The organism is Nocardioides sp. NPDC092400, assembly GCF_040684155.1.
Lineage (GTDB): Bacteria > Actinomycetota > Actinomycetes > Propionibacteriales > Nocardioidaceae > Nocardioides.
Window position 1 is genome coordinate 70,943 of the sequence record NZ_JBFBFJ010000004.1, and the last position, 19,790, is coordinate 90,732.

At 74.7% G+C, this 19,790-nt stretch carries 19 protein-coding genes; 16 read left to right on the forward strand and 3 right to left on the reverse strand.

Annotated elements, in window-relative coordinates; genetic code table 11:
- The first annotated feature begins 20 nt into the window (after window positions 1-20).
- From AB0N29_RS14095 to AB0N29_RS14165, 15 genes are read left to right on the forward strand one after another with little or no spacing between them, the layout of a single operon-like run.
- Window positions 21-626 carry a PadR family transcriptional regulator gene (locus tag AB0N29_RS14095; protein WP_302268665.1) on the forward strand — a complete coding sequence of 202 codons (606 nt, stop codon included), beginning with the start codon at window positions 21-23 and terminating at the stop codon, window positions 624-626.
- Window positions 623-769, forward strand: a complete 147-nt coding sequence (locus tag AB0N29_RS14100; protein ID WP_302268664.1) for a hypothetical protein — start codon at window positions 623-625, stop codon at window positions 767-769. The genes AB0N29_RS14095 and AB0N29_RS14100 overlap by 4 nt, the downstream gene beginning before the upstream one ends.
- Window positions 766-1,488, forward strand: coding sequence for an ABC transporter ATP-binding protein (locus AB0N29_RS14105; protein WP_364867608.1), 723 nt, complete (start codon window positions 766-768; stop codon window positions 1,486-1,488). The genes AB0N29_RS14100 and AB0N29_RS14105 overlap by 4 nt, the downstream gene beginning before the upstream one ends.
- Window positions 1,485-4,124, forward strand: a complete 2,640-nt coding sequence (locus AB0N29_RS14110; protein ID WP_364867610.1) for an ABC transporter permease — start codon at window positions 1,485-1,487, stop codon at window positions 4,122-4,124. Before AB0N29_RS14105 ends, AB0N29_RS14110 begins: the two co-directional genes overlap by 4 nt.
- Window positions 4,125-4,179: 55 nt before the next feature.
- A complete protein-coding gene (locus AB0N29_RS14115; protein ID WP_302268660.1) occupies window positions 4,180-4,818 on the forward strand; it encodes a TetR/AcrR family transcriptional regulator in 639 nt (212 codons plus the stop codon).
- Window positions 4,815-5,612 carry a TIGR03084 family metal-binding protein gene (locus AB0N29_RS14120; protein ID WP_302268659.1) on the forward strand — a complete coding sequence of 266 codons (798 nt, stop codon included), beginning with the start codon at window positions 4,815-4,817 and terminating at the stop codon, window positions 5,610-5,612. The genes AB0N29_RS14115 and AB0N29_RS14120 overlap by 4 nt, the downstream gene beginning before the upstream one ends.
- Window positions 5,605-7,374 carry an acyclic terpene utilization AtuA family protein gene (locus AB0N29_RS14125; RefSeq protein ID WP_364867613.1) on the forward strand — a complete coding sequence of 590 codons (1,770 nt, stop codon included), beginning with the start codon at window positions 5,605-5,607 and terminating at the stop codon, window positions 7,372-7,374. The genes AB0N29_RS14120 and AB0N29_RS14125 overlap by 8 nt, the downstream gene beginning before the upstream one ends.
- A complete protein-coding gene (locus AB0N29_RS14130) occupies window positions 7,371-8,531 on the forward strand; it encodes an acyl-CoA dehydrogenase family protein (RefSeq protein WP_364867615.1) in 1,161 nt (386 codons plus the stop codon). Before AB0N29_RS14125 ends, AB0N29_RS14130 begins: the two co-directional genes overlap by 4 nt.
- Window positions 8,532-8,560: 29 nt before the next feature.
- On the forward strand, window positions 8,561-10,123 hold the full coding sequence (locus AB0N29_RS14135) for an acyl-CoA carboxylase subunit beta (RefSeq protein ID WP_364868048.1): 1,563 nt from the start codon (window positions 8,561-8,563) through the stop codon (window positions 10,121-10,123).
- Between the two features lie 5 nt (window positions 10,124-10,128).
- Window positions 10,129-12,033 carry a biotin carboxylase N-terminal domain-containing protein gene (locus AB0N29_RS14140; RefSeq protein ID WP_364867618.1) on the forward strand — a complete coding sequence of 635 codons (1,905 nt, stop codon included), beginning with the start codon at window positions 10,129-10,131 and terminating at the stop codon, window positions 12,031-12,033.
- The gene (locus tag AB0N29_RS14145; RefSeq protein WP_302268655.1) at window positions 12,030-13,196 is read left to right on the forward strand and encodes an acyl-CoA dehydrogenase; all 1,167 of its coding nucleotides are present in this window, start codon (window positions 12,030-12,032) and stop codon (window positions 13,194-13,196) included. Before AB0N29_RS14140 ends, AB0N29_RS14145 begins: the two co-directional genes overlap by 4 nt.
- A 52-nt stretch (window positions 13,197-13,248) precedes the next feature.
- Window positions 13,249-13,833: a hypothetical protein gene (locus AB0N29_RS14150; protein WP_364867619.1), complete on the forward strand. Its 585-nt coding sequence runs from the start codon at window positions 13,249-13,251 to the stop codon at window positions 13,831-13,833.
- On the forward strand, window positions 13,830-14,138 hold the full coding sequence (locus AB0N29_RS14155; protein WP_302268653.1) for a hypothetical protein: 309 nt from the start codon (window positions 13,830-13,832) through the stop codon (window positions 14,136-14,138). Before AB0N29_RS14150 ends, AB0N29_RS14155 begins: the two co-directional genes overlap by 4 nt.
- Complete coding sequence (locus AB0N29_RS14160; protein WP_364867622.1) at window positions 14,135-15,907, forward strand: alpha/beta hydrolase; 1,773 nt, start codon at window positions 14,135-14,137, stop codon at window positions 15,905-15,907. Before AB0N29_RS14155 ends, AB0N29_RS14160 begins: the two co-directional genes overlap by 4 nt.
- A complete protein-coding gene (locus tag AB0N29_RS14165) occupies window positions 15,904-16,419 on the forward strand; it encodes a hypothetical protein (protein ID WP_302268650.1) in 516 nt (171 codons plus the stop codon). Before AB0N29_RS14160 ends, AB0N29_RS14165 begins: the two co-directional genes overlap by 4 nt.
- A 30-nt stretch (window positions 16,420-16,449) precedes the next feature.
- Here the strand turns inward: AB0N29_RS14165 and AB0N29_RS14170 are convergent, their stop codons facing one another.
- Entirely contained in the window at window positions 16,450-17,205 is a 756-nt protein-coding gene (locus AB0N29_RS14170; RefSeq protein WP_302268649.1) for a DeoR/GlpR family DNA-binding transcription regulator, read from the reverse strand.
- 68 nt (window positions 17,206-17,273) lie between these two features.
- On the opposite strand from AB0N29_RS14170, the gene AB0N29_RS14175 reads away from it, so the two are divergent.
- The gene (locus AB0N29_RS14175; protein ID WP_364867625.1) at window positions 17,274-17,657 is read left to right on the forward strand and encodes a DUF4406 domain-containing protein; all 384 of its coding nucleotides are present in this window, start codon (window positions 17,274-17,276) and stop codon (window positions 17,655-17,657) included.
- Between the two features lie 16 nt (window positions 17,658-17,673).
- Here the strand turns inward: AB0N29_RS14175 and AB0N29_RS14180 are convergent, their stop codons facing one another.
- On the reverse strand, window positions 17,674-18,846 hold the full coding sequence (locus AB0N29_RS14180; protein WP_364867627.1) for an acyl-CoA dehydrogenase family protein: 1,173 nt from the start codon (window positions 18,844-18,846) through the stop codon (window positions 17,674-17,676).
- 24 nt (window positions 18,847-18,870) lie between these two features.
- Window positions 18,871-19,725 carry a 3-hydroxybutyryl-CoA dehydrogenase gene (locus tag AB0N29_RS14185; protein ID WP_302268646.1) on the reverse strand — a complete coding sequence of 285 codons (855 nt, stop codon included), beginning with the start codon at window positions 19,723-19,725 and terminating at the stop codon, window positions 18,871-18,873.
- Window positions 19,726-19,790: the final 65 nt, after the last annotated feature.

The following is a 19,790-nucleotide window of genomic DNA, read 5'->3' on the forward strand; positions in this document are numbered from 1 at the left end:
CCACGACGCGGAGGTCGACGATGTCGGTGAAGCAGGCGCTGCTGGCGCTGCTCGAGCAGGGGCCGATGTACGGCTACCAGCTGCGCAGCGAGTTCGAGCAGCGGACCGGGGCGACCTGGCCGCTCAACGTTGGGCAGGTGTACACGACGCTCACCCGGCTCGAGCGCGACGGCCTGGTCGAGGGGGCCGGCGAGGACGGCGAGGGCCACGTGGTCTACCGGATCACCGGCGCGGGCCGCGAGGAGGTCGCCACCTGGTTCACCACGCCCGTGGCCCGGACCCAGCCCCCGCGCGACGAGCTCGCGATCAAGCTCGCGCTGGCCGTCACGGTCCCGGGCGTCGACGTCGGGACCGTGATCCAGCAGCAGCGCAGCGCCACGATGACCGCCCTGCAGGACTACACCCGGCTCAAGCGCAGCGGCCGCGCCGCCAACCCGGTCGAGCCGGCGGACCTCGCCTGGAGCCTGGTCCTCGACTCGCTGGTCTTCGACGCCGAGGCCGAGGTGCGCTGGCTCGACCACTGCGAGGCCCGGCTGCGACGAGCGGCCGTGGAACGACGCGACGCCGCGCCCGGCGCGCCGGCGGGCGACCGCGGTGCCGCCGCCGAGCAGGAGCGCACCCGGTGAGCGCCCTGACCGAGGTCGACCACGGCCGGTTCCGGCGCGCCGAGCAGCGCTGGCTGCGGCAGTCCGCCGAGCGGCTCCGCGCCGCCGCCACCCTGCGGCGCCGGGCCGCGCTGCGCTCCCGCGAGGCCGGGGAGTCCCGATGACCGCCGTCCTCCACCTCGAGCAGGTCACCCGGGTGCACGGCGAGGGCGACACCGCCGTGCACGCCCTGCGCAGCGTCTCCTTCTCCGCCCACGCCGGCGAGCTCGTCGCCGTGATGGGCCCCTCGGGGTCGGGGAAGTCCACGCTGCTCACGCTCGCCGGCGGCCTCGACCGCCCGACCTCCGGCACGGTGGCCGTCGAGGGCGTCGACCTCGGGTCGCTTCCCGCCCCCGAGCTGGCCCGGATGCGGCGTACGTCGCTCGGCTACGTCTTCCAGGACTTCAACCTCATCCCCGCCCTCACCGCCGCGGAGAACGTCGCCCTGCCCCGTGAGCTCGACGGCGAGCGGGCGCGCGCCGCCCGCCGGCACGCCCTGGCGGCGCTGGAGGAGGTCGGCATCCCCGACCTGGCCGACCGCTTTCCCGACGAGATGTCGGGCGGGCAGCAGCAGCGGGTCGCGATCGCCCGCGCGATCGTGGGCGACAGGCGGCTGGTCCTGGCCGACGAGCCCACCGGCGCCCTGGACACCGAGACCGGCGAGGAGATCCTGCGGCTGCTCCGTGCCCGGTGCGACGCGGGCGCCGCCGGGGTGCTGGTCACCCACGAGGCGCGGCACGCGGCGTGGGCGGACCGGGTCGTGTTCCTGCGCGACGGCGTGGTCATCGACGAGACCGGCTCCGCGCCGGTCGACGCGCTGCTGGACCAGGACGCAGCCCAGTGAGCCGGGCCTCCGGATGGCGGCCGGCGCTGCGGATCGCCTGGCGCGACGTGCGCCGCGCCCGGACGCGCACGGCTCTGGTGCTGGTGATGATCGCGCTGCCGGTGCTGGCCGTGACCGCCGCGGCCGTGGTCGTCGCGACCGAGGACGTCAGCGGGGCCGAGGCGCTGGAGCGCCGGATCGGGGCCGCCGACGCCCGGGTCGACATCGAGCGCGGTGCGCTGTCGGCCGCCCAGACCCCTGATCCCGACGACGCGATGAGCTGGTCCACCGGCGGCCCTGGTACGCCGACCCCGGGCATCACCGACCTCGAGCGGGCCCTGGGCCGCGACCTGACCGCGCTGGCTTGGCGCCGGGCGGCCGCGCTCATCACCACCGAGCGCGGTGTCCTCGACGCCGATGCCTCCCAGGTCGACCTCACCGACCCGCTCGCGGCCGGCCTGTTCCGGTTGGAGGACGGACGGCTCCCGCAGGCCGACGACGAGGTCGTCGCCAACCGGGCGCTGGCCCGGCGCGGCTTCGGCGTGGGTGCCGAGGTCGAGCTGCTCGACGGGGCACGGTTCGAGGTGGTCGGCGTCGGTGAGTCCACCTCGGAGCGCAGCAGGCCGCTGGTCGTCGGGAGTGGGGCTGCCCTGGTCGGCCGACGGGCCACCGGCACGTCCTGGCTCGTCGGCGGCGGCCCGGTCACCTGGTCCGACGTGCGAGCCCTCAACGACCTCGGCGCGCTCGTCGTCAGCCGCGCGGTCCTCGAGGACCCGCCGCCGGACTCCGAGGTCCCGGCTGACGTACGCCCCTCCGGCGGCACGGACGACGCCTGGCCGGCGATCGTGGCCCTGGTCGCCGTCATGGTCCTCATCGAGGTCGTCCTCCTGGCCGGACCTGCGTTCGCCGTCGGGGCGCGCCGCCAGTCGCGCACCCTGGCCCTGCTCGCCGCCAGCGGCGGCACCCCGCGGCAGGCGCGTCGGGTCGTGCTCGCCTCGGGCGTCGTGCTGGGCGGCCTCGGCGCGACCATCGGGGTGCTGCTCGGCCTGGGGGCGGGTGCTCTCGCGGCGCACGTCCTCGAGGACCACTCCACCACCTGGTTCGGTCCCTACGACGTGCCGTGGCTGCAGGTCGGCGGGGTCGCGGCGTTCGGGCTGCTCAGCGCCCTCCTCGCCGCCGTGGTGCCGGCCTGGCTGGCGTCGCGCCAGGACGTCGTCGCGGTGCTCGCCGGCCGGCGGGGCGACCGGGCGCCCACGTTCCGGTCGCCGCTCCTCGGCCTGGCCCTCCTCGGGGTCGGCGGCGCGGGGTCGGCGTACGGCGCGCTCCAGGGCTCGGGCGGGGAGCTGGCCATCGCGGCCTCGGCCATCCCCACCGTCCTGGGCATGGTCCTGCTCGTGCCGGTCGTGCTCGTCGCGCTCGCACGGGTCTCCCGCCGCCTGCCGCTCGCCCTGCGGTACGCCGTCCGCGACGCCGCCCGGCACCGCACCCGCACCGTCCCCGCCGTCGCGGCGGTCGCGGCGACGGTCGCGGGCGTGGTCGCCCTCGGGATCGCCAACGCCAGTGACCGCGCCCAGGACGAGGCGCTCTACAGCCCCCAGCTGGTGGACGGCGACGCGATCGTCCGCGGGCCGCTCACCACCGACGCCGACTGGCAGCGGGTCCAGGACCTGGTCGCGCCCGAGGTCGACGGCGAGGTGACGCCGGTCCGGGGGCTCCGCGAGGTGACGGAGCCGGACGTCTACCGCGAGGTACGCGTCCGGGTGCCGGGGAGGCGGGGCCTGCTGAGCTCCACCCGCAGCGCCGCCGGCAGCACGGTCCTGGTGGACGACCGCGTCCCCCGGGTGCTCGCCGAGCGCCTCGCGCCCGGCGAGAGCGACCGCGCGGACGCGGCCCTCTCCTCGGGACGGGTGGTGGTCCTCACCGACCGGCGGGTGGTGCCGGTCGACTCGGTCCGGCTGGCCGTCGTCGATCGTCCGACGTCGGGTGGGCGCTCCCGCGTCGTCGAGCGCGCCGAGCTGCCGGCGACGCTTGTCCGGGTGGGCGGCTTCGACACGCCGGCCCAGGCCGTCCTCCCCGAGGCGCTGGCCGCGGGGGCCGGCCTGCGCGTCGGCACGGTGTCGCTGGAGGTGCGGGGACCGGTCAGCGAGGAGGAGCAGCGCGACGTCGACGAGGTGGTCAGCGGCATCGACCCGGACCTCGACGTCTACGTCGAGCGGGGCTTCGCGACGGAGGACGACACGTGGATCCTCATGGTCGTGCTCGGGACCCTCGGTGGCGTCCTGATGCTCGGCGGCACGCTGACGGCCACCGCCCTCGCGCTCTCCGACGCCCGCCCCGACCTCGCCACCCTGGCCGCCGTGGGCGCGTCGCCCCGCACCCGCCGGTCGGTGGCGGCGGCGTACGCGCTCGTCGTCGGCCTCGTGGGCGCGGTGCTCGGCGCGCTGGTGGGCGCCGTGCCCGGGGTGGCGGCGTCCTTCCCGCTGACGAGCAGCACCTGGAGCGACGTCGACGCCACCGGCGCGGCGCTGCCCGACCACTTCCTCGCGGTCCCGTGGCCGCTCGTGGCCCTCGTCGTCGTGGGGCTGCCCCTGGTGACGGCCGGGCTGGTCGGGCTGACCAGCCGCGGCCGGCTCCCGCTGACGGTGCGGCTCGACTGACGGAAACAAACAGTCAGGCTTGACTGTTTGTGCGGACGAGGGCCATGCTGGCCGGGTGAGCACCCCGTCCGGCAGCACCCGCGTGCGCCAGGAGGAGCGGACCCGCGCGATGCGGGCCCGGCTGCTCGAGGCGACGGTGGAGTGCCTGGTCGAGCGCGGCTTCAGCGGTACGTCGACCACGCTGGTCAGCGAGCGGGCCGGGGTCAGCCGGGGCGCCCAGCTGCACCACTTCCCGACCAAGAACGCGCTCGTCGTGGCCGCGGTCGCCCACCTCTCGGAGGTGCGCCGCGACGAGCTGGCCGCGGCGGCCGAGGGGCTGCCGACCGGCCGGCGACGTACCCGCGCCGTGCTGCAAGTGCTGGGCGACCACTTCGCCTCGCCGCTGTTCGTCGCCGCCCTCGAGCTGTGGGTCGCGGCCCGCACCGACCCGGCGCTCCTGGAGGCCGTCGCCCCGCTCGAGCAGCGGATCGGCCGCGAGACCCACCGGATGACCGTCGAGCTGCTCGGTGCCGACGAGTCGCGACCGGGCGTGCGCGAGCTCATCCAGGCGACGCTCGACCTGGTGCGCGGCCTGGGCCTGGCCGACACGATCACCGACGACGCCCGCCGGCGCCGCCGGATCCTCGACCAGTGGGCCGACACGCTGGACGCCGCCCTGGCCCGAGGCACGACCACCCCCGGAGGGGACGCATGAGCCTGCTCGACGACCTGCTGGTGGACCTGCGCGCAGAGGGCGACCAGCTGCACGCCGTGGTCTCCGGGCTCGACGCCGAGGGTTGGGCCACGCCCACCCCGGCACCGGGCTGGACCGTGGCGACCCAGGTCGCGCACCTGGTGTGGACCGACGAGGTCGCGGTGCTCTCGGCACGGGCCGCGACCGGCGCCGCCCCCGCGTGGGACGAGCTCGTGCAGCGCGCCGGCGCGGACCCGGAGGGCTTCGTCGACGCGGGCGCCCACGAGATCGCGCGGCTCGCGCCGGCCGCGCTGCTCGCCCGCTGGGGCGGGGCCCGCGAGGCGCTGACCGCCGCCCTGCGCGACCTGCCCGCCGGGGCGAGGATGCCGTGGTTCGGCCCGCCGATGTCGGCGACCTCCATGGCCACCGCCCGGTTCATGGAGACCTGGGCGCACTCCCTCGACGTCCACGAGGCGCTCGGCCGCGACCTCGAGGTCACCGACCGGGTCCGCCACGTCGCCCACCTCGGGGTCCGCACCCGGGACTTCTCCTTCGCCACCCGCGGGCTCACGCCGCCGAGCGACGACGTCCGGGTGCAGCTGGTCGCCCCGAGCGGCGCCACCTGGACGTGGGGTGCCGAGGACGCGGCTCAGTCGGTCACCGGCTCCGCCGCCGACCTCGCCCGCCTGGTGACCCAGCGCGTCCACCGCGCCGACACCGACCTGGTCGCCGTCGGCCCCGACGCCGACCGCTGGCTGGACGTGGCCCAGTGCTTCGCCGGGCCCCCGGGAGAGGGGAGGCGGCCCCGTGGCTGACCCGACGACGGCACCGTTGCGGATCGGGAACTGCTCGGGCTTCTACGGCGACCGCCTCGCCGCGATGCGCGAGATGCTCGAGGGTGGCCGGGACCGGCACCGCCTCGACGTGCTCACCGGCGACTACCTCGCCGAGCTCACCATGCTCATCCTGGGCAAGGACACGATGAGGGACCCCTCGCTGGGCTACGCGCGGACCTTCGTCCGCCAGCTCGAGGACTGCCTCGGCCTGGCGCTCGAGAGCGGCGTCAAGGTGGTCAGCAACGCCGGCGGGCTCAACCCCGCCGGGCTGGCCGACCGGGTCCGCGAGATCGCCCGCGGGCTCGGCATCGACGTCGCGGTCGCCCACGTCGAGGGCGACGACCTCCGTCCGCGTGCCGCCGAGCTCGGCCTCGAGGGCGCGCTGACCGCCAACGCCTACCTCGGCGGCTTCGGCATCGCGGCCGCCCTCGCCGGCGGCGCCGACGTCGTGGTCACCGGCCGGGTCACCGACGCCAGCCTGGTCGTCGGCCCGGCCGCCGCGCACCACGGCTGGACCCCCGAGTCGTACGACGAGCTGGCCGGCGCCGTCGTCGCGGGCCACGTCCTGGAGTGCGGGACCCAGGCCACCGGCGGCAACTTCTCCGGCTTCCGCCAGCTCATCGGCAGCGGCCGGATGGACCCGACCAAGCCGCTGGGCTTCCCGCTCGCCGAGGTCGCGGCCGACGGGTCGAGCGTCATCACCAAGCACGCCGGCACCGGTGGCGCGGTCACCGTCGACACCGTCACGGCGCAGCTGGTCTACGAGATCCAGTCCACCCGCTACCTCGGCCCCGACGTCACCACCCTGCTCGACACCGTCCGCCTCGAGCAGGTCGGCGACGACCGGGTCGCGGTCACGGGGGTCCGCGGCGAGGCTCCGCCGGAGCAGCTCAAGGTCTGCGTCAACGAGCTCGGCGGCTACCGGAACGCCGCCGAGTTCGTGCTCACCGGGCTCGACATCGACGCCAAGGCCGACTGGCTGCGCGAGCAGCTGGCCCCCGCGCTCACCGCCGAGTCGGTGACCTGGACCCGCTCCGCGCTGCCGCCGGCCGACGCCGACACCGAGGAGGGCGCCTCCGCCCTGCTCCGCGTCACGGTGATGGACCCCGAGGCCGGTCCCGTCGCCAAGGCCTTCACCGGCCCCGCGGTCGAGCTCGCGCTCGCGTCGTACCCCGGCTTCACCATGACCGGCCCGCCCGCGCAGCCCACGCCGTACGGCGTCTACCGCGCGGCGTACGTCGACCGCTCGGCCGTGACCCACACGGTCGTCCACCCCGACGGCCGGCGCGAGGTGGTGCCCGACCCGCCGACGGCCCCCGCGGCCGCGCACGAGGAGGCGGCCGACGCCGGCCGCCGGCCCTCGCCGTACCCGGCGCCGACGGACTCGCTGACCCGCCGGGCACCGCTCGGCACCTTCGTCCACGCCCGCTCCGGCGACAAGGGGGGCGACGCCAACCTCGGGCTGTGGGTGGCCCGCACCGGTGACGCCGGGCTCGACGAGGCGCGCACCACGTGGCTCGCCAAGCTGATCACGCCGCGCAAGGTGCGCGAGCTGGTCCCCGAGGCCGCCGACCTCCCCGTGGAGGTCTACCTGCTGCCGAACCTCGGCGCCGTCAACGTCGTCATCACCGGCCTGCTCGGGCGGGGCGTCGCCGCGTCGACCCGGTTCGACCCGCAGGCCAAGGGGCTCGGCGAGTGGGTCCGCTCACGCGTCGTGCACGTCCAGGAGGGACTGCTGTGACCAACCGACCGAACGACCCGGGCGACGGGGACCACCGTCGCGCGCTCACCGAGCTCGGGGCGGAGTTCACCCGCCGCGAGATCGCCCCGCACCTCGCCGACTGGGAGGCCGCTCGCGAGATCCCCCGCGAGCTGCACCGCAGCGCCGCGCAGCAGGGGCTGCTCGGGATCAGCTTCCCCGAGGAGCAGGGCGGCGAGGGCGGCGACCTGCTCGACACCGTCGCCCTGCAGGAGGGGATGCTCTCGGCCGGCGCCTCCAGCGGCCTGCTCTCGGCGCTGTTCACCCACGGCATCGCGCTGCCGCACACCTCCGCGCACGGCTCGGCCGACCTCGTCGACCGCTACGTGCGCCCCACCCTGGCCGGCGAGAAGATCGGCTCGCTCGCGATCACCGAGCCCGGTGGCGGCTCGGACGTGGGCAACCTGCGCACCACGGCCGTGCGCGACGGCGAGCACTACGTCGTCAACGGGTCGAAGACGTTCATCACCAGCGGCACCCGCGCGGACTTCGTGACCACCGCGGTCCGCACCGGCGGCCCCGGCGCCGGGGGCGTCAGCCTGCTGGTCGTCGACACCGACACGCCCGGCTTCACCGTCGACCGCAAGCTGGAGAAGATGGGCTGGCACTGCTCCGACACCGCGGAGCTGTCCTACGTCGACGTCCGGGTGCCGGTGGGCAACCTCGTCGGCGAGGAGGACGCCGGCTTCTGGTACATCGCCGAGCAGTTCGTCGTCGAGCGGATGGCCCTCGCCGTGCACGCCTACGGGATCGCCGGCCGGTCGCTCGCGCTCGCCGCCGAGCACTGCCGGCAGCGCGAGACCTTCGGGGAGCCGCTGGTCAAGCGTCAGGTCGTGCGCCACAAGCTGGTCGAGATGCACCGCCGGGTCGAGGTGGCCCGGGCTTACACCCACGAGGTCGCCCGCCGCCACGTCGCCGGCGAGACGGTCATCGCCGAGGCCTGCCTGGCCAAGCAGACCGCGTGCGACGCCGCGACGTACGTCTGCCACGAGGCGGTGCAGCTTTTCGGCGGCACGGGCTACATGAACGGCACCGAGGTCGAGATGCACTACCGCGACGCCCGCCTGCTGCCGATCGGCGGCGGAGCCACCGAGGTGCTCACCGACCTCGCCGCCAAGCTGCTGGGCTACACCTCGTGACGGCCGGGACGGGCCCGAACCGGGAGGCGATGCTCGCCAAGGTCGCCGAGCTCGACGCCGAGCACGCCACGGCGGTCGCCGGCGGAGGGGAGCGGTACGTCGAGCGCCACCACGCCCGGGGGAAGCTGATGCCGCGCGAGCGGATCGAGCTGCTCGTCGACGAGGGCTCGGCGTTCCTCGAGCTCTCCCCGCTCGCCGGCTGGGGCTCGGACTTCACCGTCGGGGCGAGCGTGGTGACCGGGATCGGCGTCGTCGAGGGCGTCGAGTGCCTGATCACCGCCAACGACCCCTCGGTCAAGGGCGGAGCCTCGAACCCGTGGACGCTGAGGAAGATCTTCCGCGCCAACCAGGTCGCCGAGGAGAACGGTCTCCCGACGATCTCCCTGGTCGAGTCCGGGGGCGCGGACCTGCCCACGCAGAAGGAGATCTTCATCCCCGGCGGTCGCCTGTTCCGCGACCTGACCCGGGCGAGCGCCCGCAAGGAGCCGACGATCGCGCTGGTCTTCGGCAACTCGACCGCCGGCGGCGCCTACGTGCCCGGCATGTCCGACTACACGGTCATGGTCAAGGAGCAGGCCAAGGTCTTCCTCGGCGGCCCGCCGCTGGTGAAGATGGCCACCGGCGAGGAGGCCGACGACGAGTCGCTCGGCGGCGCCGAGATGCACGCCCGCACTTCCGGCCTCGCCGACTACCTCGCCGAGGACGAGCGCGACGCCATCCGCATCGGCCGGCGGATCGTCGCCCGGCTCAACTGGCGCAAGCCCGCTGCGCCGGTCGAGCAGCGAGCGCGGGCGTACGCCGAGCCGGACGCCGACCCCGACGGCCTGCTCGACCTGGTCCCGACCGACCTCAAGGAGCCGTTCGACCCCCGCGAGGTGGTCGCACGCGTCGTGGACGGCGCGAGCGCGGCCAACGGGGTCGCCTTCGACGAGTTCAAGCCGCTGTACGGCACGTCGCTGGTGACCGGCTGGGCGCGCATCCACGGCCGGCCGGTCGGCATCCTCGCGAACGCCCAGGGGGTGCTGTTCTCCGAGGAGGCGCAGAAGGCGACCCAGTTCGTCCAGCTCGCCAACCAGACCGACACCCCGCTGCTGTTCCTGCACAACACCACCGGCTACATGGTCGGCCAGGAGTACGAGCAGGGCGGGATCATCAAGCACGGCGCGATGATGATCAACGCGATCTCCAACTCCACCGTGCCACACCTGACCGTGGTGATGGGCGCGTCGTACGGCGCCGGCAACTACGGCATGAACGGCCGCGCCTTCGACCCGCGCTTCCTCTTCACCTGGCCCTCGGCGAAGTCCGCCGTCATGGGTCCCGCGCAGCTCGCCGGCGTGATGAGCATCGTGGCGCGGGCCGCGGCGGAGGCCAAGGGCCGCGACTTCGACGAGGCCGGCGACGCCGCGATGCGGCAGTTCGTCGAGGCCTCGATCGAGGAGCAGAGCCTGCCGTTCTTCCTCTCCGGGATGGTCTACGACGACGGGGTCATCGACCCCCGCGACACCCGCACCGTGCTCGGCATCTGCCTGTCCGTCATCGAGAACAAGCCGATCGTCGGCACCGACCGCTTCGGCGTCTTCAGGATGTGAGCCGGATGATCACCAGACTGCTCGTCGCCAACCGCGCCGAGATCGCCAGCCGCGTCTTCCGGACCTGCCGCGACCTGGGCATCGAGACCGTCGCGGTCCACTCCGACGCCGACGCGGACCTGCCCTACGTGCGCGAGGCCGACCTCGCCGTGCGCCTGCCCGGCAGCACCCCGGCGGAGACCTACCTGCGCGTCGACCTGGTCCTCGACGCGGCCCGCCGGGCCGGTGCCAACGCGGTCCACCCCGGCTACGGCTTCCTGTCCGAGAACGCCGCGTTCGCGCGCGCCGTGGTCGACGCCGGGCTGACCTGGGTCGGACCCGCTCCTGCGTCGATCGAGGCGATGGGCTCGAAGATCCGCGCCAAGGAGATCATGCGCGAGGCCGGCGTACCGGTCCTCGAGGCGCCCGAGCACCCGACCGAGGCCGACCTGCCGCTGCTGGTCAAGGCCTCGGCCGGCGGCGGTGGCCGCGGCATGCGCGTCGTGCGCACGCTGGACGACCTCGACGCGGAGGTGGCGCGGGCCCGGGCAGAGGCCGAGTCGGCGTTCGGCGACGGCACCGTCTTCGTCGAGCCGTACGTCGAGCGCGGCCGCCACGTCGAGGTCCAGCTGGTCGGGTCGGTCGTCTTCGGCGACCGCGACTGCTCGGTCCAGCGCCGGCACCAGAAGGTCGTCGAGGAGGCCCCCGCGCCCGGGCTGCGCGACGAGGTCCGCTCGGCCGTGCACGACGCGGCTCGGAAGGCGGCCGAGGCGATCGACTACCGCGGCGCCGGCACCGTCGAGTTCCTCTACGACCCGGCCACCGAGCGCTTCTGGTTCCTGGAGATGAACACCCGGCTCCAGGTCGAGCACCCCGTCACCGAGCTCGTCCACGGCGTCGACCTGGTCGCCCTGCAGCTGGCGTCCGCCGAGGGGGGCGGGGCGGCCGACCGACCGGGACCGCCGCAGGGGCACGCGATCGAGGTGCGCCTCTACGCCGAGGACCCGGCCGCGGACTACCAGCCGCAGAGCGGCGTGCTGACGACGTTTGAGGTCCCCCGGGTGCCGGGGATCCGCGTGGACGCCGGCTTCGGGTCGGGCTCGGAGGTCACCACGCACTACGACGCCATGCTCGCCAAGGTCGTCGCCCACGCGCCGAGCCGGGAGGAGGCCGCCCGCAAGCTGGCCGGCGTGCTCTCCCGGGCGCGCATCCACGGCGTGGTCACCAACCGGGACCTGCTCGTGGACGTCCTGCGCTCGCCGGAGTTCCTGGCCGGCGACCTCAGCACCGCGTTCCTCGGTGACCGGACGCCCGACCGGGGCGCCGCCGAGGACCCCGGCGCGGCCGTCGCCGCGGCCCTGGCCCTGGCCGAGCGGGCCGGTGCCGCGCGCACCGTCCAGCGCGGGATCCCGGTGGCCTGGCGCAACGTCGTCTCCCAGCCCCAGCGCACCGGGCTCGAGCACCGCGACGGCACCGTGACCACGGTCGAGTGGCTCGGCACCCGCGACGGGTACGTCGTCGACGGGCACGGCGTGGTCGCGGCCGGCTGCGAGCGGGTCACGCTCGAGCGGGACGGCGTGCGCACGACGTACGACGTCCTCGTCGGCGGGCCGCACGGCCGGGAGGTCGTCGACGTCGACTCCCCCCGCGGCCACGCCCGGCTCGCCCGGGTGCCGCGGTTCGTCGACCCGGCCGAGCAGGTGGCGAGCGGGAGCCTGCTCGCGCCCATGCCCGGCACGGTCGTGCGGGTCGCGGTCGAGCAGGGCCAGCAGGTCGAGGCCGGCCAGCCGGTGCTCGTCCTGGAGGCCATGAAGATGCAGCACACCGTGGCGGCGCCGACCGCCGGCACGGTCACCGAGCTCCCGGTCACCACCGGGCAGCAGGTCGCAGCCGGCGAGGTGCTCGCCGTCGTCGAGGAGGAGCAGTCATGAGCCATGCGTTCACCGAGTCCGAGGAGCGCCAGGAGCTGCGCAAGGCGGTCTTCGCGCTCGCCTCGAAGTACGGCCACGAGTACGTCGCCGAGAAGGCCCGCACCGGCGGCAAGGTCACCGAGCTGTGGCACGACATGGGCGCCCACGGCTTCCTCGGCGTCAACATCGCCGAGGAGCACGGTGGCGGCGGTGGCGGCATGGGCGACCTCTCGGCGGTGCTCGAGGAGGCTGCGGCGGCCGGCGCGCCGATGCTGATGATGGTCGTCTCCCAGGCGATCTGCGGCTCGGTCATCGGCCGGTTCGGCACCCCGGAGCAGAAGGCGCGCTGGCTGCCGGCGATCGCGTCCGGGGAGTACACGATGGCCTTCGCCATCACCGAGGCCGACGCCGGCTCGAACTCCCACAACATCACCACCACCGCCACCAAGGACGGCGACGGCTGGGTGCTCAAGGGCCAGAAGACGTGGATCTCGGGCGTCGACGAGGCGCAGGGGATCCTCGTGGTGAGCCGGGCGGCCGACGCACGGACGGGCAAGCTCAAGCCCTGCCTGTTCGTCGTCCCGACCGATGCGCCGGGCCTGGAGAAGCAGCCGCTCGAGATGACCTTCGACGCCCCGGAGAAGCAGTGGACGCTGTTCTTCGACGACGTCCGGCTCCCCGCCGACGCGCTCGTCGGCGACGAGGACGCCGGCCTGCTGCAGCTCTTCGCCGGGCTCAACCCCGAGCGGATCATGGGGGCGGCGTACTCGAACGGGATGTCGCGCTTCGCCCTCGCCAAGGCCGTCGAGTACGCCAAGACCCGGAAGGTGTGGAAGGACCAGCCCATCGGCGCCCACCAGGGCATCGCGCACCCGCTGGCCAAGGTCAAGATCGAGCTCGAGCAGTCCCGCCTGCTCCAGCAGAAGGCCGCGGCGCTCTACGACGCCGGCGACGACATGGGTGCCGGCGAGTACGCCAACATGGCCAAGTACGCCGCCGGCGAGGTCGCGTGCAACGCCACCGACATCGCCGTCCACACCCACGGCGGCTCCGGCCTGACCCGCGAGCTCGGCCTGGCCAACATGCTCGTCGCCGCCCGGCTCGGCCGGATCGCCCCCGTCAGCCGCGAGATGATCCTGAACTTCGTCGCGATGCACTCCCTGGGCCTGCCGAAGTCCTACTGACCCGGGGCCCGCGGCCGGTGTGAGCCGGCCGCGGGGCGGGTATGCCCCGGGCATGCCCACGTCGCCCGCGAGCCCGTTCACCACCGGGTCCGACGCCGCCGAGCAGGTGGCGGCCGACCCGTTCTGGTCGGTGGTCCGCCGCCGGCACCCCGACATCGACGTCGTCGTGCTCCCGGCCGAGGCCGCGGTCGGCCCGGCAGCGGTCGAGGTCGAGGCGCGGCCGGAGGTGGACCCCGCGTCCGAGGCCGCCCGGGTCGAGGCCCACGCGGTCGCGCTGTGGACCTCGCTCGTGGGCGGTGAGCCGACCGAGGTCCGCAGCCGCTGGACCTCCGGTCGGGCGCCCGCCACCTCCCGCGTCGAGACCACGCTCCGGCTCGACGACGCCGACCCGACCGGCGGCGTCGCGGCGGTGGGCCGCGGTGCGGAGTCGCTGGAGCAGGACGGCTGGCACGTGCTCGCACCGCCCGACGGGCTGCCGCGCGTGCTCGCCGGGCGAGGCGACGGACTCGCCCACGAGGAGCTGCAGCTGGTGCTCGCACCGGCCGAGTCGCGGCTCGTCCTCCGGCTCCGCTCGGCCGACGTCCGGCTCGCCCCGGCGCCCGGGGGGCCCGGGACGTCCGAGGGGGAGCAGGCATGAGCACCCTCGGCGCGGAGTACTCCGAGCTCTCGCTCGGCAGCACGAACTGGCGCGCGCTCGCCGACCTGATGACCTCGACGTCGCGCGACCTCGAGGGCCAGGGCACCGGGGCGCTGGCCCCCAGCGTCCAGGGCGCGGCGCAGGCCTTCCTCACCGCGTGGGCCGGGTACGCCGCGGAGAGCTCGGAGCTCGCCACCGGCTTCGCCGACGCGCTCGACGCCCGGATCGACGACTACGGCACCACCGACCAGGGCGCCGACAGCCGGTTCACCGACCTCGACGGACGACTGGGGCCGGCCCGGTGACCGTCACGATCGACGTCCCCCCGTCCCAGCCGGCCGAGGTCATCAAGCCCGAGGGCGACCCCGGCGGCGCGGACACGCTGGCCGAGGCCCTCCACACCGCCTCCGGCCGCTACGAGGAGTTCTCCGACGAGGCCGCCCGGATCCAGTGGATCGGAGGCTGGTTCGGCGACGCCGCCGACTCCTACCGCGAGGCCACCGCCGAGGCCGGCGACGAGCACGCGGCGATGGGGACGACCGTCGAGCGCGTCGGGCGGGCGGTGACGGCGTACGCCGACACGCTGCGCGACCTGCTGCGCACCTACGACGAGCAGGTCGAGCGCAAGCGCTCGCTCGACGACCGCCGCACCGCCCTCATCGCCGACATCGGCGCCACCACCGAGGCCACGCCGGAGGTGGTCGCGGCGCTGCGGGAGCGGGCGACCGAGCTGCGGATCGACTACTCCGAGCTGGTCACCGACCACGACGACCTCCAGCGACGCGTGCGGGAGGCCGAGGACCTCCTGCGACAGGCGTTCCAGGCCGGGACCTCGCTCGACGCGGCGCTGTCCGACGACGGCGGGATCCCGCAGTTCGCGCAGGACGCCATGGACCGGCCCGGTGCGCCCGGGACCGGCGCGACGCCGGAGGAGGTGCGCGACTGGTGGGAGGGGCTCAGCGAGGCCGAGCGCGAGGCGGTCGTCGCGTCGTACCCCGAGCTGGTCGGCGCCGCCGACGGCCTGCCCGCCGGTGCCCGCGACGACGCGAACCGGGTCGTGCTCGACGACGACCTTGCGACGCTGCGCGCCAAGGCCGAGGACGGAACGATCTCCGAGGCCGAGCAGCAGGTGCTCGACAACGCCGAGCAGGCCGAGCAGGCGCTCGAGGACGCCGACGCCTTCGAGGACCCGATCACCGGCGAGCGGCCCGGCGGCGTGCTCTACCTCTACGACCCGGGCGCCTTCGACGGCGACGGCCGGGTCGCGGTGGGCGTCGGCGACCTTGACACCGCCGACGACGTCGCGGTCTTCACGCCCGGCATCACCACGACGATGGCGGACACCACCGGCTACACCGGGCAGATGATGAACCTCTACGAGTCGACCCGCTACAACGGCGACGGGTCGAGCGTGGCGACGCTGTTCTGGCTCGGGTACGACGCGCCGGACGCCTTCTACGACCCCGCCACGCTGACCGAGGGGCGCGCCGAGGACGGCGGCCGGCGGCTGGCCGACATGGTCGACGGCCTCCGCGCCTCGCGCTCCGACGACCCGGCGCACCTCACCGCGATCGGCCACAGCTACGGCTCGACCGCCACGTCGTACGCCGCCGGCGACTTCGACCTCGCCGCCGACGACGTGGTGCTCGTCGGCAGCCCGGGCGCGGGCCCGGCCGACCACGCCGACGACTTCAGCGTGGGCGAGGACCACGTGTACGTCGGCCGCGACAGCCGCGACTTCGTGGCCGTGCTCGGCGACGAGGGGTGGATCGGCAAGGGCGGCCTCGGCCTCGGGACCGACCCGTCCTCCGACGACTTCGGCGCGACCCGGTTCGAGGCCGAGGACGTCGACCGCAGCTGGCACCGCAACACCGACGAGGCGCACGGCTCCTACCTCGCCCACGACTCCGAGTCGCTGTACAACATCGGACTGGTCGTCGACGGGCACGGTGGGGACGTGAACACCGCCGAGCACAGCTACGACCCCTGGTACGACGCCCCCCGCGACCCCGAGTGGGACCGCGACCCGAGCAGCGGCGTCGAGGGCGAGTCGCGGACGAGGGACCAGGGGTGAGGCGCGCGGTGCGCGCGAGACTGGTGACCCTGACCGTCCTGGCCCTCCTGGGAGTGACGATGACCGCGTGCGGCGACCCGAAGGTGTCATCCGAGAAGGGCGCGGAGGACACCGCGGCGTCCCGAGCGGCCGTCGAGGACGCCGCGCGCTCCCTGGCCGCCGTCGCCGCCGAGGTGGGGCTCGACCTCGCGCCGCTGGCCGGCTCCTGGTCGGTCTGCACCGTCGAGCCGCCGTCGATGGAGTACTCCGCCGGCGGGTCGGCGAAGCCCACCGGGTCGACCGCCGAGGCGATCGCCGCCCTGACCGACGCGCTGGAGGCCGAAGGCTGGACGGTCGAGAACGCCGGTACGACGCCGCGTCCCTACGGGGTGCTCACCCGCGACGACCTGCGGGCCACGATCGGGGAGTCCCGGCGCCACCCCGGCGAGGTCGATGCCGGGGTGGGCGGTCCGTGCGTCGACACGACCAAGGAGCAGGACGAGCTGCTCGGCGAGAAGTACGAGATCAGCTGAGCCGCGGAGCGGCACGGGGCCGGGAGGGGCTCAGGGCTGTCGCAGGTCGACGCCTGCCGCTCGGAGCTCGGCCACCCCGCGCTCCGGTGCCCCGGCGTCGGTCAGCACCGCGGTGACCGCCGTGAGCGGGACGACCTCGAACGGAGAGGCGGCGCCGATCTTCTCGCTGCTGCCCAGCACGTAGGTCTCCGCGGCTCGGGCGACCCAGGCGCGCTTCACCGCCGCCTCGTCGGCGTCGCCGGTCGTCAGGCCGGAGGTGGGGTGGATGCCGGTGACGCCGAGGAAGAAGGCGTCGACCCAGACCCGCCCGATGGCCTCGTGGGCAGCCGCGCCGGCGGCGACGACGGAGTGCTTGAAGAGGCGGCCGCCGACGATGACCACCTCGACGGTCGGGTGCTCCGCGAGCTCGACCGCGATGGTCGGGCTGTGGGTGACGACGGTGGCCCGCAGGTCGGGTGGGAGCAGGCGGGCCAGCTGGCGGGCGGTCGTGCCGCCGTCGACGGCGACGGTCTGCCCGGGGCGCACCAGCGCAGCGGCGAGCCGGGCGACCTCGGTCTTGGCGTCGGTGGCGATGGAGGTGCGGGCGGCGAAGTCGGCGACCGCGGGGGAGGCGGGGAGGGCACCCCCGTGCACGCGGTGCAGCAGGCCCTCGGCCGCGAGCTCGCGCAGGTCGCGACGGACGGTGTCCTCGGACAGGTCCCACGCGGCTGCCAGCTCCTTGGCGACCACCCGGCCCTCGGCGCGGAGGGTGGCGAGGATGCGGTCCTTGCGCTGGGCGGCGAGCACGGGAGGACTCTAGACCGTCCGCACGTAAATGCTTGTTCGTGCACGTTTCTGCACGCTATTGTCGGAGCATGACGAAGCCCCTGATGATCCTGATCGCCGGTCCCTACCGCTCCGGCACCGACGACGAGCCGGCGCGGCTCGCGGCGAACCTGCGCGCCCTCGAGGCCGCGGCCTGGCCGGTGTTCCGGTCCGGGCACGTGCCGATGATCGGCGAGTGGGTGGCGCTGCCGGTGCTGAGCAGCGCAGGGGCCGAGGGCCTGGGCGACCCCCTGGCCGAGCAGGTGATGTACCCCACCGCCGAGCGCCTGCTCCAGCACTGCGACGGCGTGCTGCGCCTGCCCGGCGCGTCCCGCGGGGCCGACCAGGACGTCGCCATCGCGCGCGAGCGCGGCCTCCCGGTCTGGCACTCCGTCGAGGAGATCCCGGGCTACGTCGCGGACGACGCGGCCTGACCCGCCCGCCGCGGGCTCAGAGGTCGGACTGGACCCCGGCGAGCAGCTGCCGGGCCATCACGATCCGCTGCACCTGGTTGGTGCCCTCGTAGATCTGGGTGATCTTCGCGTCTCGCATCATCCGCTCGAGCGGGTAGTCGCGGGTGTAGCCGTAGCCGCCGAGCACCTGCACGGCGTTCGTGGTGACCTCCATGGCCACGTCGGAGGCGAAGCACTTCGCGGCCGCGCCGAAGAAGGTGAGGTCGGCGTCGCCGCGCTCGGAGCGGCCGGCGGCGGCGTACGTCATCTGGCGCGCGGCCTCCACCTTCATGCCCATGTCGGCGAGCATGAACTGCAGGCCCTGGAAGTCCGCGATCGGCTGCCCGAACTGCCGGCGCTCGCGGGCGTAGGCCAGCGCGTGGTCCAGGGCGCCCTGGGCGACGCCGACGGCCTGGGCGGCGATCGTGACGCGGGTGTGGTCGAGGGTCCGCATCGCGGTCGCGAAGCCGGTGCCCTCGGCGCCGATGATCCGGTCGCCGGGGATGCGGACCTTGTCGAGGTAGACCTCGCGGGTCGGCGAGCCCTTGATGCCGAGCTTCTTCTCGGGGGCGCCGAAGGAGACGCCGGGGTCGGACCTCTCCACCACGAACGCCGAGATGCCCTTCGAGCGCTTCTCGGGGTCGGTCACGGCAAGGACGGTGTAGTACTCCGACTCGCCCGCGTTGGTGATCCAGCGCTTGACCCCGTCGAGGACCCAGTCCTCGCCGTCGCGGACCGCGCGGGTGCGCATCGAGACCGCGTCCGAGCCCGCCTCGGGCTCGGAGAGGCAGTAGGAGAAGCCGCCGTCGCCGCGCGCGAGCGCGCCGAGGTAGTGCTTCTTGAGCTCCTCGGAGCCGGCGATCTGCACCGGCAGCGAGCCGAGCTTGTTCACCGCCGGGATGAGCGAGGCGGACACGTCGGCGCGGGCGACCTCCTCGATCACGATCACCGTCGCGAGCGCGTCGGCGCCGGCGCCGCCGTACTCCTCCGGGACGTGCGGGGCGTGGAAGTCGGCCGCCAGCAGGGCGTCGGCCGCCTCGCGGGGGAAGCGGGCGTTCTCGTCGACGTCCGCGGCGTACGGCGCCACCTTGGCGTCGCAGATCGCGCGGACGGCCTCGCGGACCGCCCGGTGCTCCTCGGAGAGGTCGTAGAGGGGGAAGTCGGTGCTCATCGGTTCGTTCGTTCTCCGGGTGGGTCAGTAGGTGTAGAAGCCGCGGCCGCTCTTGCGGCCCAGGAGGCCGGCGTCGACCATCCGCTGGAGGAGCGGCGGGGCGGCGTACAGCGGCTCCTTGAACTCCTCGTAGAGCGACTCCGCGACGGCCTTGGTGGTGTCCAGGCCGATCAGGTCGGCGAGCGCGAGCGGGCCCTGGGGGTGGGCGGCGCCGAGCACCAGGCCCTGGTCGATGTCCTCGGCGGAGGCGAAGCCGGACTCGTACATCCGGATCGCGGAGAGGATGAACGGCACCAGCAGCGCGTTGACGACGAAGCCGGCGCGGTCCTGGCAGTCGATGGCCTGCTTGCCCAGGCGGTCCTGGACGAAGGTGCGGCTGCGCTCGGTGGTCTCCGGCGCGGTGAGCAGGCTCGGGACGAGCTCGACCAGCCTCAGCACCGGGACCGGGTTGAAGAAGTGGATGCCGAGCACGTGCTCGGGGCGCCGGGTCACGACGCCGAGCTTCATGATCGGGATCGAGGAGGTGTTGCTCGCCAGCACCGCGTCGGGGGCGGTGACGACCCGGTCGAGGGTGCGGAACAGGTCGACCTTGGCGGTCTCGTCCTCGACGATCGCCTCGACGACGAGGTCGCGGTCGGCCAGCGCGTCGAGCTCGGTGGCCGGTCGGACGCGGGCGAGCACGTCGTCAGCGGACCCCTCGGCGGCGGAGAGCTTGCCCTTGCTCTCGGCTCGGCGCAGCGACGCCTCGAGCCGCGACATCCCGCGGTCGACGGCCGCCCGGTCGGCGTCCACCACCACGACGTCCAGCCCGGCGCGTGCGCTGACCTCGGCGATGCCGGCTCCCATCAGGCCGAACCCGACCACTCCCACGCGATCCACGTCGTTGCTCCTCCCCGGCCGGCCCCACCGTGGGACCGGATACCGTCCACACGGTACTGCGTACC

Coding starts and splice junctions, on each gene's coding strand:
- AB0N29_RS14095 (WP_302268665.1), top strand. CDS start 21: ATGTCGGTGAAGCAGGCGCTGCTGGCGCTGCTCGAGCAGGGGCCGATG.
- AB0N29_RS14105 (WP_364867608.1), top strand. CDS start 766: ATGACCGCCGTCCTCCACCTCGAGCAGGTCACCCGGGTGCACGGCGAG.
- AB0N29_RS14120 (WP_302268659.1), top strand. CDS start 4,815: ATGAGCCTGCTCGACGACCTGCTGGTGGACCTGCGCGCAGAGGGCGAC.
- AB0N29_RS14135 (WP_364868048.1), top strand. CDS start 8,561: ATGCTCGCCAAGGTCGCCGAGCTCGACGCCGAGCACGCCACGGCGGTC.
- AB0N29_RS14140 (WP_364867618.1), top strand. CDS start 10,129: ATGATCACCAGACTGCTCGTCGCCAACCGCGCCGAGATCGCCAGCCGC.
- AB0N29_RS14145 (WP_302268655.1), top strand. CDS start 12,030: ATGAGCCATGCGTTCACCGAGTCCGAGGAGCGCCAGGAGCTGCGCAAG.
- AB0N29_RS14150 (WP_364867619.1), top strand. CDS start 13,249: ATGCCCACGTCGCCCGCGAGCCCGTTCACCACCGGGTCCGACGCCGCC.
- AB0N29_RS14155 (WP_302268653.1), top strand. CDS start 13,830: ATGAGCACCCTCGGCGCGGAGTACTCCGAGCTCTCGCTCGGCAGCACG.
- AB0N29_RS14175 (WP_364867625.1), top strand. CDS start 17,274: ATGACGAAGCCCCTGATGATCCTGATCGCCGGTCCCTACCGCTCCGGC.
- AB0N29_RS14180 (WP_364867627.1), bottom strand. CDS start 18,846: ATGAGCACCGACTTCCCCCTCTACGACCTCTCCGAGGAGCACCGGGCG.